Raw genomic sequence first — 16,062 nt, 5'->3', positions numbered from 1 at the left:
GGGCCATGCTACCCAAGCGGACCTGGATTCGCAACTTGGGGGTCAGGTCTTGCAATCCGACACGTGGCCCCGGCCGCGCCGCTGCAGCATGACCCATGCCCTGACGCATGTCGTAATGCAAGACCTGACCCCTAGGCGCCCCGCCGGGCCTCGTAGTGGATCACGGGGTTCGGCTCGCGGGCCACCTCGTCGAGATTGGCAATGCGTAGCTCGCCCCGCTCGAACAGATACTCGACGTGCGCCCCCGCCTCCTCCAGTGCCAGGATGCGGCTGTAGCCGGCCTGGTCGCCGAAGAGCGTCCGGGACACGCCCGCCAGCGAGCGGGGCTCGCCACAGATGTCGAGCACCCGGTCGAGCCGGCGACGGTGATGCGCCACGATCTCCTCGATGCGCCCGGCGAGGTCCTCGATGGGCGCCTCGTGGCCCGGGAGCGCCACCGTGACGCCCTCGATGCGCCGGATCCGCTCCAGCGAGCGGAGGTAGAGCTCGAGCCCGCAGAAGGGCGTGATGGAGGCGGGCGACTGGTGCGGCGTGATGCGCGCCAGCACGTGATCGGCGGTGAAGAGCAAGTCCTCCACCTCGAGGCAGATCTGCCCCGGGCAGTGTCCCGGGACGTGGTGCACCCGGTAGCCGTTGATGATCCGGTCGCCGTCACGCACCGGGTGTCGGATCTCCACCGACTTGAAGAAGTCCTTGGAGAAGCGGTACATCTCCTCCAGCGCCGCCCGCGCCTCGGGCTTGACGCCCGCCCGCTCCATGAACACGCGCAGGTCCTTGGAGGCCAGGACCAGCCGCTCCTCGAAGTTGTTGAGCACGCGGGCATCCAGCTCGTGCACGTACACCTCGGCCCCGCCCGGCCGGGCAAAGCGCCCCGCCCAGCCGAAGTGGTCCATGTGCGCGTGGCTGATGACCACGTGCTGCACCTGCTCGAGCGTCACGTCCTCGCGGAAGCGCTCCCGCACCTCGCCGATGCGGCGCTCGAGCCCCTCGTTGGACATCTCCAGGCCCGAGCCCACGTCGAGGAGCGTGACCTGGCCACCGTCCAGGATCAGGTAGATGTTGTTGACGTGGCCCGGAAAGGTCTCCACGGGCAAGAGGTAGGCGCGGATCCCCGAGGCGGAGACGAAGCGGGTGACGTCCATGCCCCTACGCTACCACGACCCATCGGCGGCGCGCTGCCCCGGAAGGCAGCACGCGTGCCCGTTCCCCTCGAGAGCCCGGGTACCGATCACGCGGAGGCAGAGACGTCGCCGGCCCGCTGCAGGGCCTCGATGAAGCGCGCCACGGCCGGCGTCAGCCGCCGGCCCCGCCGGTGGATGATGGCGATGGGGCGCACGAGCTCCGGGATGCCCAGCCGCACGGCGGCCAGGGTACGGATCTCCACCTCCTTGAGCACGGTGGGGCGCGGGAGGATGCTGAGCCCGGCGGCAATGCCGATGGCCTGCTTGATCGTCTCGACGTTGTCGAACTCCATGACGACGCGCACCCGGACCCCGTGCTGCTTCAGGGCGCGGTCGATGGCCCGGCGCACAGCCAGGTCGTGGTCAAAGGCGACGAAGGCCTCGCCGGTGAGGTCGGCCGGCGCCACGAGCCGCTTGCGCGCGAGGCGGTGGCTCGGGTGCGTGACCACCACCATGGGCTCCGAGCGCAGCGGCAGCACCTCCAGGGCGCGGGTCGCCGCCGGATAGGAGAGGACGCCCACATCCGCCTCGTCGTTGAGCACGGCCTCCACCACCTTGTGCGGGTGCAGGCACTCGAGCAGCACACGCGCCTGCGGGTGCGCGGCCATGAAGGGCTGCAGGTGGCGGCTCATGTCGTGGAGCCCCACCGAGTAGATCGCCGCCACCCGTACCGTCCCCTCCACCCGCTGGCGCGAGGCCGCCAGGTCGGCGCGCGCCTTGTCGAAGCCCTGGAGCAGCGTCCGGCAGGCCTCGTGGAACCCCCGTCCCTCCTCGGTGGGCAGCAGCGGCCGGCGCGAGCGGTCCACCAGCACGGCGCCCAGCTCCGCCTCCAGCTGCTGGATCGCCTGGCTGGCGGCCGACTGGGAGACGCCGTTGGTGGCGGCGCCCCGGGAGAAGGAGCGGAGCCGGACCACGTCGCAGAAGAGGCGCAGACCATCCAGGTTCATCGCCGTCAGGATACACTATCAGCATGCCTTATGGAATGTTGTCGTATATTGAGCCTTGGCTAATGCCCGGATCTGGTGTACCGTCTCTGCTCAACATGATGGAGGCGGCGCGATGACAACTCCCGGCTGGCCCGAGGCCCAGGGCCTCTACGACCCGCGCCACGAGCACGAGGCCTGCGGCGTCGGCTTCGTCGTGGACATGAAGGGGCGCCGCTCCCACGCCGTGGTGAGCCAGGCGCTCACGGTCCTCAAGAACCTGCTCCACCGCGGCGCCTGTGGCTGCGAGGTCAACACGGGCGATGGCGCCGGCATCCTGATCCAGATGCCGCATGCCTTCCTCGCGCGCGAGACGGAGCGCGCCGGCTTTCCCCTTCCCGAGCCCGGGCACTACGGCGCGGGGCTCGTCTTCCTGCCGCGCGATCCGGCCCAGGCCGACGCGTGCCGTCAGCTCCTCGCCGAGGTCGTCCGGGAGGAAGGGCAAACCCTGCTGGGCTGGCGCGAGGTGCCGACGGACTCCTCCCCGATGGGACCCTCGGCCCGCGCCGTGGAGCCTGTCTTCCAGCAGGTGTTCATCGCCCGCGCCGCCGGGGTGCCGGACCGGGCGGCCTTCGAGCGCAAGCTCTACGTGATCCGCAAGCGCGCCGAGCATGCCGTCCGGCGCTCGGGCCTCTCCGAGCGCGCCTTCTTCTACCTGCCGAGCCTCTCCGCCAACACGCTCATCTACAAGGGCATGCTCTCGGCCGACCAGATCGAGCCCATGTTCCCCGACGTGACGGACCCGCTGGTGGACTCGGCGCTGGCGCTGGTCCACCAGCGCTTCTCCACCAACACCTTCCCGTCCTGGCCGCTGGCGCACCCGTACCGGATGATCGCCCACAACGGCGAGATCAACACGCTGCGCGGCAACATCAACTGGATGCATGCCCGCGAGGCGCTCTGCCGCTCCACCGTCCTCGGGGACGACCTCGCCAGGATCCTCCCCGTCGTCGTGGAGGGCGGCAGCGACTCGGCCACCTTCGACAACGTCCTGGAGTTCCTCGTCATGGCCGGCCGCCCCCTGCCGCACGCCATCCTCATGATGATCCCCGAGGCGTGGAGCGGGCACGAGTCCATGAGCGAGGAGCGGAAGGCCTTCTACGAGTACCACGGCTGCCTCATGGAGCCCTGGGACGGCCCCGCCTCCATCGCCTTCACCGACGGCACCGTGATCGGCGCGGTGCTCGATCGCAACGGCCTCCGCCCCTCACGCTACTACGTGACCAAGGACGATCTGGTCGTCATGGCCTCCGAGGTCGGCGTGCTCGACATCCCGGCCGAGCGCGTGCTCCTCAAGGAGCGGCTGCACCCGGGCCGCATCTTCCTCGTGGACACAGCAGAAGGCCGCATCATCGATGACGCCGAGCTCAAGCACGCCTTCGCCAGCCAGCACCCCTACGGCGAGTGGCTCAAGACCCATCTCCGCCCGCTCGAGAGCCTGCCCGAACCGCCCCACGTCCATGAGCCGGACCACGACACGGTGCTGCACCGGCAGCTGGCCTTCGGCTACACCCACGAGGATCTGCGCATGCTGCTGGCCCCCATGGCCACAGCCGGCGAGGAGCCCATCGGCTCGATGGGCACGGACACCGCGCTGGCCGTGCTCTCGAACCGGCCGCGGCTCCTCTACGACTACTTCAAGCAGCTCTTCGCCCAGGTGACGAACCCGCCGCTGGACGGCATCCGCGAGGAGCTCGTCACCCAGATCGCCACCAGCATCGGCCCCGAGGGCAATCTGCTGGAGCCCACGCCCGAAGCCTGCCGTCAGATCAAGCTCAGGAGCCCGATCCTCGACAACGAGGAACTGGCGCGGATCCGGCACGTGGACCTCCCCGGCCTGCGGACGGCCACCGTGCCGATGCTCTTCCCCGTGGCGGAAGGGGTGGCGGGGCTGGCGCGGGCCGTGGAGGCCCTTTGCCGTCGGGCGAGCCAGGCCATCGCGGAGGGGCACAGCTACCTGATCCTCTCCGACCGCGGCGTCAACGTGGAGCTGGCGCCCATCCCGTCGCTCCTGGCCACCGCGGGGGTGCACCACCACCTGGTGCGCGAGGGCACTCGCTGCAAGGTGGGGCTCATCATCGAGTCGGGGGACGCGCGCGAGGTGCACCACGCCGCCCTCTTGCTCGGCTACGGCGCGGGCGCCATCAACCCCTACGTGGCCTTCGAGACGCTGGACGACATGGTCCGCCAGGGGATGCTCCCGGGGCTCGACCACAAGACGGCCGTCAAGAACTACATCAAGGCGCTGAACAAGGGGGTGCTCAAGGTCATCTCCAAGATGGGCATCTCCACCATCCAGTCCTATCGCGGGGCCCAGATCTTCGAGGCCATCGGGCTCGACCAGCCGCTCGTGGACCGCCACTTCACCTGGACTGCCTCGCGGATCGGCGGCGTCGGCATCGAGGTGATCGCCGAGGAGGCGCTCCGGCGCCACCGCCGCGCCTTCCCCGAGCGCCCCGTGGGCGAGCCCGAGCTGGACTGGGGCGGCGAGTACCAGTGGCGCCGCGACGGCGAGTATCACCTCTTCAACCCCGAGACGGTCGCCAAGCTCCAGCACGCCACGCGCGCCGGCGACTACCGGATCTTCAAGGAGTACACGGCGGCGGTGGACGACCAGAGCCGTCACCTGGCCACGCTGCGCGGCCTCTTCGAGTTCAAGGAGGCGGCGACGCCCCTCCCCCTCGAGGAGGTCGAGCCGGTGGAGTCGATCGTGCGGCGCTTCGCCACAGGAGCCATGTCCTACGGCTCGATCAGCCAGGAGGCGCACGAGACGCTGGCCATCGCCATGAACCGCCTGGGTGGCCGCTCCAACACGGGCGAGGGCGGAGAGGACCCGGCGCGCTTCGTGCGCGACCCCAGCGGCGACTGGCGCCGCAGCGCGGTCAAGCAGGTCGCGTCGGGCCGCTTCGGCGTCACCAGCGAGTACCTGGTCAACGCCGAGGAGCTACAGATCAAGATGGCCCAGGGCGCCAAGCCAGGCGAGGGCGGCCAGCTCCCCGGCCACAAGGTCTACCCCTGGATCGCCCGCGTGCGCTACGCGACCCCCGGCGTGGGGCTCATCTCCCCGCCGCCGCATCACGACATCTACTCCATCGAGGATCTCGCCCAGCTCATCCACGATCTCAAGAACGCCAACCCCCGGGCGCGGATCAGCGTGAAGCTCGTGGCCGAGGTGGGCGTGGGGACGGTGGCTGCCGGCGTCTCCAAGGCCCACGCCGACGTGGTCCTCATCTCGGGGCACGATGGCGGCACCGGCGCCTCCCCGCTCACCTCCATCAAGCACGGGGGGGTCCCCTGGGAGCTCGGGCTGGCCGAGACCCAGCAGGTGCTCGTGCTCAACAAGCTCCGCGACCGCATCATCGTGCAGGCCGACGGGCAGCTGAAGACCGGTCGCGACGTGGTGATCGCGGCCCTGCTGGGCGCCGAGGAGTACGGCTTCTCCACCGCTCCGCTGGTGGTGCTGGGTTGCGTGATGATGCGCGTCTGCCATCTCAACACCTGCCCCGTGGGCATCGCCACCCAGGACCCGAAGCTCCGCGCGCGGTTCACGGGTCGGCCGGAGCACGTGGAGACCTTCTTCCGCTTCCTCGCCCAGGAGGTGCGGGAGCACATGGCGCGCCTCGGCTTCCGCAGCGTGGAGGAGATGATCGGCCGCGTGGACCGGCTCGATGTCAGGCATGCGGTGGACCACTGGAAGGCGCGCGGGCTCGACTTCTCCTCGGTCCTCCACCGCGCGCCGGTGGGGCCCGAGGTCGCGGTCCGCAAAGTGGTGGAGCAGGAGCACGGACTCGACCGCTCGCTGGACCTGACGACCCTCCTGCCCCTGTGCCGCCCGGCGCTGGAGCGGGGCGAGACGGTGGACGTGCGCCTGCCCATCCGCAACGTGAACCGCACCGTGGGCACCATCCTCGGCTCCGAGATCACGCGGCGGCGCGGCGGCGAGGGGCTCCCCGACGACACCATCCGCCTGCACTTCACGGGGTCGGCGGGGCAATCCTTCGGCGCCTTCGTCCCGCGCGGCGTCACGCTGACGCTCGAGGGTGACAGCAACGACTACCTGGGCAAGGGGCTCTCCGGGGGCAAGATCGTCGTCTACCCGCCGCGCGAGGCCACCTTCGTCCCCGAGGCGAACATCCTCGTGGGCAACGTGGTGCTCTACGGCGCCACAGGCGGTGAAGCCTACTTCCGCGGCGTGGCCGGGGAGCGATTCGCGGTGCGCAACAGCGGCGCGCTGGCCGTGGTGGAAGGCGTCGGCGACCACGGCTGCGAGTACATGACGGGCGGGCGCGTGGTGGTGATCGGCGGCACCGGGCGCAACTTCGCCGCCGGCATGTCGGGGGGCATCGCCTACGTGCTGGACGGGGCCGGCGACTTCAAGCGGCGCTGCAACACCGGCATGGTGGACCTCGAGCCGCTCGTGGACGTGGAGGACGTCGAGACGGTCAAGGACCTCCTGGCCCGCCACATCCGCTACACGCAGAGCCCCGTCGCGGCCCGCTTCCTCGTCAACTGGGAGCAGAGCCAGCAGAAGTTCGTCAAGGTCATGCCGCGCGACTACAAGCGCGTGCTGGCGGCCATCAAGAAGGCGCAGGAAACCGGCATCCCGGTGGACGAGGCCGTGATGGCCAGCGCGCACAGCTAGGGGTCAGGTCTTGCAATCCAACATTTCCGGGATTGTGTCGTAATGCAAGACCTGACCCCGGCGTAGCATGGGCAAGGCGACCGGGTTTCTGGAGTTCACGCGGGACAAGCAGCCGTACCGCCCCGTGGCGGAGCGGGTGCGCGACTTCCGGCAGGTCATCCTCCCCTACCCCGAGGCGGCGCTCCGGAAGCAGGGCGCCCGCTGCATGGACTGCGGCATCCCCTTCTGCCATCAGGGCTGCCCGCTCGGCAACCTCATCCCCGACTGGAACGACCTCGTCTACCGGGAGCGCTGGCGGGAGGCCATCGACCGCCTCCACGCCACAAACAACTTCCCGGAGTTCACCGGTACCCTCTGCCCCGCCCCCTGCGAGGGGGCCTGCGTCCTCGGCGTCAACGACGACCCCGTGACCATCAAAGCCGTCGAGCTGGCCATCGTGGACCGGGCGTGGGAGGAAGGCTGGATCAGGCCCGAGCCCCCGGTGGTCCGCACCGGCAAGACCGTCGCCATCGTGGGCTCGGGTCCCGCCGGCCTGGCCGCCGCGCAGCAGCTGGCCCGGTCGGGTCATGCCGTCACCGTCTTCGAGCGCGACGACCGCCCCGGCGGCCTCCTCCGTTACGGCATCCCGGAGTTCAAGCTCGAGAAGCGCGTGCTCGACCGGAGGCTCCGCCAGCTGGAGGCCGAGGGCGTGGCCTTCGTCACGGGCGCGCACGTGGGCGTGACCGTGGAGGTGGCGCGGCTGCGCGCCGACTTCGACGCCCTCGTGCTCACGGGCGGGGCCTGCGCGCCGCGCGATCTGCCGGTTCCCGGCCGCGAGCTCGCGGGCATCCACGTCGCCATGGAGTACCTCACGCTCCAGAACCGGCGCTGCCAGGGCGAGGCCATCTCCGACGAGCGCTTCATCAGCGCGCGCGGCAAGCGCGTCGTCATCATCGGCGGCGGCGACACCGGCGCCGACTGTCTCGGCACCGCCCACCGGCAGGGCGCCCGATCGGTCCACCAGCTCGAGATCCTGCCGCGCCCGCCGGAGCACCGCGCCGCCGACAACCCCTGGCCGCAGTGGCCCAACGTCTTCCGCGTCTCCTCGGCCCATGCCGAGGGCGGCGAACGCCTCTTCGCCGTCTCCACCAAGCGCTTCCTGGGTGACGAGCAGGGGCACGTGGGCTCCCTCGAGGCCGTGGAGGTGGAGCTGGTCCGCGACGGCGGCCGCCTGACCTTCAAGGAGAGGAACGGCACCGAGTTCACGCTGGCCTGCGAGCTGGTGCTGCTGGCCATGGGCTTCGTCGGCCCCGAGCGCCCCGGCATGCTGGAGGCCCTCGGCGTGCGCCTCACCGAGCGCGGCACCGTGTGGCGCGACGCCCGCTGGATGACCAGCCTGCCCGGCATCTTCACGGCGGGCGACATGCAGCGCGGCCAGTCGCTCATCGTCTGGGCCATCGCGGAAGGGCGCAGCCTCGCCCGGGGCGTGGACCTCTACCTCATGGGCCGCTCCGACCTTCCCTCCCCCCTCTAGGGGGTCAGGTCTTGCAATCCAGCACGCCCGCCACGCGCCGCGATCCCCGACGGCTCCCGGCGGACCCTCCGGAGGTCGCCCCCGGGACTACAGCCGGTGATGCGCGGTGCTCGCCATGTTGGTGAACCAGAAGTAGGGGAACCAGTTCGTCTGCGGCCACGGCATCCCCTTGGCGCCGTACGCCTGGATGACCGCGTTGGTCTCGTCCATGCAGTTCTTGATGACCACGATGTAGCCCGAGCCCACGAAGGAGTCCGCCTTCGCGCGGGCGCCCTCGTAGTCCGGATCCAGCACCGCGATGCGCTTGACCTCGGTATACTGTGCGTCCTTGGTCCCTTCGCCCCAGCGCCGGAAGTAATCCGTCATCGCCTTCTCGGTGGGGAATTTCTCGATCCAGTGGTACCCGCGGTCGTCCTGCGAGGCGATGTAAGGCGCGATCCCTGTGCCGTCCACCGCGCCCGCGCGGAAGCTGCCGTCGGCCTGCTGATAGCCCCAGCCGACGTGGCCGGCGACCAGCGGCATGTTGGGGCGGAAGAAGGCGTAGGCGAACCCGAGCCGCCGGCCGACGAACCACTGCTGGTGCCGGGCCGCCGGCCACTTGCAATCCCAGAGCACGAGCCTCGCGCCGGCCGCCATATTTTCCTTCTCCACGTCGAGGCACCGGCCGTTGATCCCCTTGATGCGTCCGTCGCCGTCCGCCGCCCACCGCTGGTTGGCTCCTCCGGTGCAGTCCCAGAGCAAGATGGCGTCCCCGTTCCGGCCCTGGCCGCCGCGGGCGTCGACGCACTTCCCCTGGAACTTGAGCGCGCCGTCGACGAGCTCGAAGCGCTGGTCCGCCTGACCCGTGCACTCCACCAGCTGCAGCGCCGCGCCGCTGGTGGACCCCATCGGTCTCACGCACTTGTTGCTCGCCGCCCCGAGCAGGACGACGCCCTGGCCCAGGGTCTCCCGCGCGCCCTGGAGCACGGCCTGGGCGGTCTCGCGGGCGGCGAGCTCCACGGCCTTCCGCCCGATGCCGAGGGTATTCCAGTAGTACTGGCGGACCCCGGGCTTCCCCAGGTAGGTCGCGATCCCTTCTGCGCCGCCTCCTTCGCGCCCTGCCCGCAGATCCACCAGCGCCGTGCGGTAGGGCGGCTGCCCCTCGTCCACGAGATAGGCGACCAGCGCGGGCCGCGAGCGCACCTCGCTGGCGAAGGCCGCCGTCAGCGCCTCACGGACCGCCTCCCGCTCCTGCAGCGCGTACTGCTGCACGATGCCCAGCGCGCTCCAGTAGTAGTCGCGGACCCCGGGCTTCCGCAGATAGGCGGCGATCCCCGCGGCCCCGCCCCCCTCGCGCCCCGCCCGCAGATCCACCAGCGCCGTGCGGTAGGGCGGCTGGCTCGGGTCCAGCAGGTAGCCCATGAGGCCAGGGAACAACCTCACCTCGCGGTCGAATGCCCCCTGTAGCCCCGTCACCACCGCGTCGCGCTCGAGTGTGGCGACGCGGCTGCCCACGCCATGAGTCTGCCAGTAGCGCGCGCGCACCTCCTGGCGCGCGAGCCAGCGCCGGATCCCGTCCGGTCCGCCGCCCTCCTGGCCCGCCCGAAGGTCGGCCAGCGCTGCCTTGAGCGGCGGCCGCCGATCCTCGCGAAGATAGCTCGCCAGCGCCGGCCAGCGCGTCACCTCGGCCGCGAAGCTCGCCTCCAGCGCCGCGGCAGCCGCCTCCCGCTCGAGTCGCGGAAGATCGGCCACGTCCTGGCGCACCTGCGGGTGGGTCTTCAGCCACGTCGCCAGCCCGTTGATGCCCTGCACGGTGCCGCGGTCGACCTGCCCCCGGGCGAGCTTCCACGTCCGGCTCCCAGGATCCAGGAGGAAGGGGCCCAGCGACCCCTGTGACTTCAGCTCGGCCTCGAATGCCCTCTGGATGGCCCAGGTCACGGTGCGATCCCGCAGCTGCGCCCGCAACGATGACTCGTCCAGCTCCCCCCGCGCCATGGCCTCGGCATGCCGCTTGACCCAGACGTCGTCCGGCAGCCACTGCGGGATCTCCGCCCAGCCCTTGAAGACGATGCGGCCGTGACGGGGGTATCGCTTGTCGACCCGGTCGAACAGCTGCACGCTGGCGCGGACCGCGCCGTCGGTGCCAGCCCCGATGCTCCACGGTCCCCCCAACCCCACGTGGAAGTTGATCTCGTCCTGAGTGGGCTCCCGGTTGAGGACCTGCCGGTAGGTCGTCCGAACGCGCGCGGCGGCCTGCGTGGCCTTGCCCTGCAGTCGCTCGCGCCGCGCGCATTGCTCGACGCTCTCACCCTCGCGGCACTGCCGGGAGGGGCGGCCCGCCTCCGGCCGGGGCACCTCCGCCAGCAGCACCCCCACGGTCAGGACGGCAGCGGCGATCCTGGCGGCCGACAGTAGACCTGTCATGACTTCCTCCTCGGCGACCTTCCGCCCGTCACTCTGTGCATCCCTTCTGCGCGTACCGGGGCAGCCGCGGGTCGCAGGGCTTCCCGGCGGCGGCTCCCGCTGGCTCGGCGCGTGCGGGCGCGACGGCGTCTCTGGGCGCGGGCGCGCCACTGTCCCGGCGCGCGGCCGGGGCGGGCGCGTTCACCGTCAGCGCCACCGGCCCCGCTGGCGCGCGCAGATCGATCGTGCCCACCGGCCAGCGGTGCAGCCCGCTCGACACGTGCACCGTGTAGACATGCCCCGCCTCCACCGACCGGAACGAGGCAGCCACTGACCGCTTGCCATCCGTTCGTCCCAGCGCCTCGGGGCCCGTCGTCCCGCCGGCCGGGATCAGCGCGACGCTGTTGATCCAGCCCACCGACCCGTCCGACGCGGCGAAGCGGATCGTGAGCTCCACCGGCACCCGCGACGGGGCCGCCGCCGGCGGGGCCGGCGTCGCGGGGGGCGCCGCGACGGTCCGGGCCGGCGCGCCGGCCGGCGCATCGGCGCCGGTGCCGTCCTGACGGAGATAGGTGACGCGATGAGGCTGGCCGTTGTAGACGTACTCGAAGACGATCTGGTTGCCGGACTCCAGCCGCCCCGCGCCGCGGACGGTGGAGCCCGCGAGCAACACCTGGCTCCCGCGCAGCGTCCAGCTGCCCCGCGTGCTCGATTCCTCGTAGGTGCCGTCGGCGCGGAGGATGATCGGAGGGGAGGTGCGACAGCGCCCGCCGGCCCCACCCACGTTGAACATCCAGCAGCGGTAGGTCCCCGCCGCCGCGGCCAGCCCCGCCGGCGGTGCCGCCGGCCTCGGAGTCGCCACGGGCGGCCTCTCCGGCCTCGCGGCCAGCGGCGCCCCCTGGTCCGGAGAGGAGAACTCGGAGGCCGCCGGGACCACGATCTCCCCCGCGGCGCTCCCGCGAACCACAGCGAGGCGGCTGCGCTCGCCGCGCATCCGGTGGGCGAGCGCTGCGAGCATCTCCTCCGACGATCGGACACTCTGGCCGTTGATCCGCGTCACCACATCCCCGGGGCGCAGCCCGGCAACCGCGGCCGCACTGTCCGGAAACACCTCGCGCAGCACCGCACCCTCGCTGGCGCCCGTGCCCAGCGACCGCGCCGCCTCGGCGGTGAGGGTCTCGACCCGCACGCCCAGCCGGCCGGTCCGCGGCGCGAACTGCCTCGGGTCCGGCGCGCTTCCTGCCGAGGGCGATACCGGAGGGGTCGCGGGGACGGGTTCCGGCGGCATTGGCGAGGGGCCCTCAGCGGCCGGAGCCGGCGGGACCTCGGGCAGCGCTGGCGGCGCCGGGCTGCCGAGGATGGGCTCGGGTGGCGGACCGACCTCGCCGCCCGCGTCTTGCCGTCGTTCCGCCTTGCTGCCGGTGCTCGCGACGAGATCGGCGATGCTCTTGAGCGCGCCCAGCAGTGCGCCCAGACCATCCTGCGCGTCGGCGGCCTGCGGAGCCGCGCTGCCCGCGGCCCACGCTGGCGGCGGGGCCATCGGCGGCGCCTCTCCAGCTCCGGACGGCGGCAGGAGCGCCTCGCTGCCCGGGAGCTGCGACATGGGCCCAGGCAGACGCGGGCCCGCCGGGGGGTCCCCGAGGTGCGAGGACGGTCCCGCAGGAGCGGGCGCGCTCGAGCCTGCGTCCGGCGCAGCGCTGCCCGTCGCCACCATGGCTTCCAGGATCCGATCCGAGACGCCAGCCTGCTTCAGCGCGATCAGCGCGTCGGCGCGCAGGTCCAGCGCCGAATGCCCCGAGCGGAGCTTGGCGACGATCACCGACTCGGGAAGCCCGGCTCTTGTCATGGCCACCACCGACTCGTTGGTGATCACCTCCTGCGCCCGGGCCGGTCCTGCGCACAGCCCCGCCGCCAGGACCAGGACGGCCGCCATCAGCACCAGACGAGAGGCGAGCCTGCTTCCGCGTCGCAGCCGGATCGTCATCGGCGATTCCTCCCCGAAGCCATGGATCGTCACGGTGTCCCCCGCAGCCACCTCGGGACCATGAGGACCTGCACAGCAACCGCCTTGCCAAACCTCAGGCACCGTCCAAGTTGGCTTCAGAATTCACCGGAGCTTCGTCATCGTCGCCGGCGGTACCCGCATCTGTCGTGACAGCCTGGCACGGGCGTGGCACAACGCGGCCGCGTCCAAGGCGTGTCCGAGATCCCGCGGGCTCAGGCTCCGATCGGGAGCGGGCTGGTGGCCGCCCCGTCACTCCAGGTGCTCGCCACCCGTGACGCCGCGCGGTGTCCTGAGGAAGCTCGCCGCCACGGCGCAGGCGATCGGCAGGAGCGCCAGCAGCCGCAGCGTGGCCGCGGCGCTGCCCGTGAGGTCGAAGGCGAGCCCCACGGGTAAGGGCCCCAGCGCGGCCCCGAGGGCGCCGATCATCTGGCCCATGCCCTGGATGCTGCCGAGGTGCCGGCGGCCGAAGTAGCGCGGCCACATGTAGCCGAACATCGTCATCGTCGAGGCATTGTTGATCCCGAAGAGCATGCCGTAGAGCACGGCCGTGGCGACGTCGTGGACGAGCGTCACGCCGACGAGCGCGCCGGCGCTGACGAGCAGGCCCCCGGCGAAGACGTGCCGCGTGCGCCACCGATCGAAGAGGCGGCCGACGAAGGGCATGGCCAGCACCATCGTCAACGCCGACACCGGGAAGACCCGCGCGGCGATCTCCGCGGCCACCCCCTGCGCCCCCAGGATCGAGACCTGATAGAAGTGCAGGGTCGTCGCCATCATCGTGGTGGTGAAGAAGCCGGCCCCGACGATGTAGAAGGCGGGCGTCCCGAGCGCCGCGCGCAAGGTCAGTCCATTCGGGGCGGTCGTGGCGGGGCTGTCGGCCCCGGCGACTGCGGGCTCGGGCGGATCGCCGTCCGGTCGAAGCCCCTTGTCCTCCGGCCTGTCGTGCACGAGCAGGACGATCGGCGGCAGCAGCAGCACCCAGGTGAGAAGACCCAGGATGACCCAGGCCCGCCGCCATCCCAGCGTCTCGGCCAGGTACTGGCCCAGCGGCGGGTGAATCGCCATCGAGGCGGCGAAGCCGAGCGCCATCAGGCTCAGCGCGAGGCCACGGCGGCGGCTGAACCACTGCGAGACCAGGTTCGTGCAGGCGAGCATCAGCGCGCCCATGCCGAGGCACCGGAGCGCCGCGAAGCCGGCGGCGAGCCAGACGATGTTCGCGGCGCCGCCCAGAGCCAGGCAGGCGGCGCCGAACAGCAGCACCACCACGGCAATCGTACGGCGGGGCCCGAAGCGGTCCAGCAGCCGGCCCATGTACGGCAGACAGAGGGCCGCCACGAGGGTGGCGAGGCCGTACGCCGATCCGATCGCAGCCTTGGACAGGCCGAGGTCCCCGCCGATGGGCCCGCTGAAGACGCTGAAGATATGCGACTGGCCGGCGCCGCTGGCGAAGATGCCGAGACCGGCCACGGCCAGGACAGTCCAGCCGTAGAAGCACCGCCTGCTGATGGCGGCGAACAGCGCCGTCCTCACCCCGCCATCGGCCACGTCGGGCTCCCCGGGAAGCCGGTGCAACCTGCGCCTCTTCCCGGCCGCCAGTCTACCCGCGATGCGCCCCCGGGCGAAATGCCGAACGGAGGTCTTGCTCGTTCCTGTGCCATGTGGCTACAATGGCCACCAGGGAGGGGCGGCCATGGGCAGCGTCGGCGTCCGGGAGCTTAAGAACCGCCTCGCGGAGTACCTCCGTCGGACCAAGCGCGGCGAAGAGGTTATCGTCACCGAGAGGGGAAAGCCGATCGCCCTGCTCCAGCCCATCCTGTCGGCAGAGACCCCCGTGAGCCTGGAGGCGCGACTGGCGAAGCTGGCCGCACGGGGTGTGGTGACCTTGCCCACCCGGAAGTTGTTGAGGCGCGTCCGGCTGGTCCGGGTTCGCGGCAAGCCGCTCTCCAGGACGATCCTCGAAGACCGGAGATGAACTATCTCGATACCAGCGCGCTCATCAAGCGCTTCGTCGACGAGAGGGGAACCCCGCTCGTCCAGGCCATCCTGGCCCGAGAGGGACTGTTCGCGACGGCGAACATCGCCTACGCCGAGGTGTACGCCGGACTCACACGCCGTCACCGGGAGCGCGACCTCTCGCCTGCCGAGTACGCCGGGTCCTGTCGCCAGTTCGAGCACGACTGGCAGGGCTGTCTCCGCGTCGACCTCTCTGGCCCCGTCCTCGATGTCGCCCGCCAGCTCATCCAGCGTCACCCGCTGAAGGGGTTCGACGCCATTCACCTCGCCTCGGCGTGCCGCCTTCACACGGAGCTGGGCGAGCCCATCACCTTCGTCGCCGCCGACAATCGGCTCCTCCGGGCGGCGGAGGCCGAGGGCCTCACGGTCATCAACCCCGAAAGCCCAGCCGCGCACCGGCGTTAGCCGACACCCCCGCCGCGCAAAGGAGGACTCATGGACTTCGGCGCACACATCTTCGGCGTGGGACCCCTCGCCGAGCCCGAGACGCTGGCGCGCGTCGCGCGCCGGGCCGAGGAGCTGGGCTATCACTCGGTGTTCCTGGCCGATCACATCATCGTCCCGCGGCGCCTGGCCTCGACCTACCCGTATTCCCGGGACGGCAGCTTCCCGTACGACCCGGACCTGGACTGGCTCGATCCCATGGTCGCCCTCGGCTACCTCGCCGCCCACACCACGACGATCCGCCTCGGCACCAGCATCACGGTGGTGCCCATGCGGCACCCCATCGTCACCGCCAAGCAGATCGCCAGCGCCGACCACCTCTCGCGGGGGCGCGTCATCTTCGGGGCCGGCGTGGGCTGGATGGAAGAGGAGTTCACCCTCCTCGGGGCCTCGTTCCACGACCGTGGCCGCCGCATGGACGAGTACCTGCGGCTCATGAAGGTCCTCTGGACCGAGGAGCACCCGCGCTTCTCGGGTCAGTACTTCCAGGTCGAGGACTGTGGCTTCGCCCCCAAGCCCGCGCAGAAGCCGCACGTGCCTCTCTGGATCGGCGGCGAGAGTCCAGCGGCGCTCGGCCGCGCGGCGCGGCTCGGGGACGGATGGCACTCGGCCGCCACCTCGGCGGCCGACCTGCCCGGCAAGCTCCGCCTCCTCCGCGAGGCGCTGGACCGGGCCGGACGCACGGAGGCGGAGTTCGTCATCAGCGCCTCGCCCACGGATCGGCTCACGCTGGATCTTGCCCACCACTTCGCCGCCCAGGGCGTGCGGCACCTGCTCGCGCCGGTGTTCAGCCTCGATCGCGACAAGGTGCTCCAGCGCCTGGAGTCCATCGCCACCCACGTCATCGCGCCGTACCGGCGCGACGCCGGATGAGCCCGGGCTCCGCCGGCGGCGACCGT

The 16,062-nt window shown here is 71.4% G+C and carries 10 protein-coding genes; 5 read left to right on the top strand and 5 right to left on the bottom strand.

The window, feature by feature from the left end; genetic code table 11:
- Positions 1–131 precede the first annotated feature (131 nt).
- Together HYV93_02030 and HYV93_02025 are read right to left on the bottom strand one after the other, a co-directional pair.
- The gene (locus HYV93_02030; GenBank protein MBI2524738.1) at positions 132–1,142 is read right to left on the bottom strand and encodes an MBL fold metallo-hydrolase; all 1,011 of its coding nucleotides are present in this window, start codon (positions 1,140–1,142) and stop codon (positions 132–134) included.
- A gap of 86 nt (positions 1,143–1,228) precedes the next feature.
- Entirely contained in the window at positions 1,229–2,128 is a 900-nt protein-coding gene (locus HYV93_02025; GenBank protein MBI2524737.1) for a LysR family transcriptional regulator, read from the bottom strand.
- Between the two features lie 112 nt (positions 2,129–2,240).
- Here HYV93_02025 and gltB point away from each other — a divergent pair, with 112 nt between their 5' ends.
- On the top strand, positions 2,241–6,806 hold the full coding sequence (gene gltB, locus HYV93_02020) for a glutamate synthase large subunit (GenBank protein MBI2524736.1): 4,566 nt from the start codon (positions 2,241–2,243) through the stop codon (positions 6,804–6,806).
- Positions 6,807–6,873: 67 nt separating this feature from the next.
- A complete protein-coding gene (locus tag HYV93_02015; GenBank protein MBI2524735.1) occupies positions 6,874–8,319 on the top strand; it encodes a glutamate synthase subunit beta in 1,446 nt (481 codons plus the stop codon).
- 87 nt (positions 8,320–8,406) lie between these two features.
- On the opposite strand, the gene HYV93_02010 is transcribed toward HYV93_02015, so the two are convergent.
- The 3 genes from HYV93_02010 to HYV93_02000 form a co-directional block, all read right to left on the bottom strand.
- Positions 8,407–10,722: a ricin-type beta-trefoil lectin domain protein gene (locus HYV93_02010; GenBank protein MBI2524734.1), complete on the bottom strand. Its 2,316-nt coding sequence runs from the start codon at positions 10,720–10,722 to the stop codon at positions 8,407–8,409.
- Between the two features lie 28 nt (positions 10,723–10,750).
- Positions 10,751–12,685 (bottom strand): PDZ domain-containing protein, encoded by a 1,935-nt coding sequence (locus HYV93_02005; protein ID MBI2524733.1) that lies wholly within the window; start codon positions 12,683–12,685, stop codon positions 10,751–10,753.
- A gap of 270 nt (positions 12,686–12,955) precedes the next feature.
- A complete protein-coding gene (locus tag HYV93_02000; GenBank protein MBI2524732.1) occupies positions 12,956–14,236 on the bottom strand; it encodes an MFS transporter in 1,281 nt (426 codons plus the stop codon).
- A gap of 160 nt (positions 14,237–14,396) precedes the next feature.
- Here HYV93_02000 and HYV93_01995 point away from each other — a divergent pair, with 160 nt between their 5' ends.
- The 3 genes from HYV93_01995 to HYV93_01985 are packed head-to-tail and all read left to right on the top strand — an operon-like array spanning position 14,397 to position 16,036.
- Positions 14,397–14,678, top strand: a complete 282-nt coding sequence (locus HYV93_01995) for a type II toxin-antitoxin system prevent-host-death family antitoxin (protein ID MBI2524731.1) — start codon at positions 14,397–14,399, stop codon at positions 14,676–14,678.
- A complete protein-coding gene (locus HYV93_01990; protein MBI2524730.1) occupies positions 14,675–15,124 on the top strand; it encodes a type II toxin-antitoxin system VapC family toxin in 450 nt (149 codons plus the stop codon). Before HYV93_01995 ends, HYV93_01990 begins: the two co-directional genes overlap by 4 nt.
- Before the next feature lie 30 nt (positions 15,125–15,154).
- On the top strand, positions 15,155–16,036 hold the full coding sequence (locus HYV93_01985; protein MBI2524729.1) for an LLM class F420-dependent oxidoreductase: 882 nt from the start codon (positions 15,155–15,157) through the stop codon (positions 16,034–16,036).
- Positions 16,037–16,062: the final 26 nt, after the last annotated feature.

This window comes from Candidatus Rokuibacteriota bacterium, assembly GCA_016188005.1.
Lineage (GTDB): Bacteria > Methylomirabilota > Methylomirabilia > Rokubacteriales > CSP1-6 > UBA12499.
Note: the sequence above shows the minus strand (reverse complement) of the source record. Positions and strands in the feature narration are given on the sequence as shown.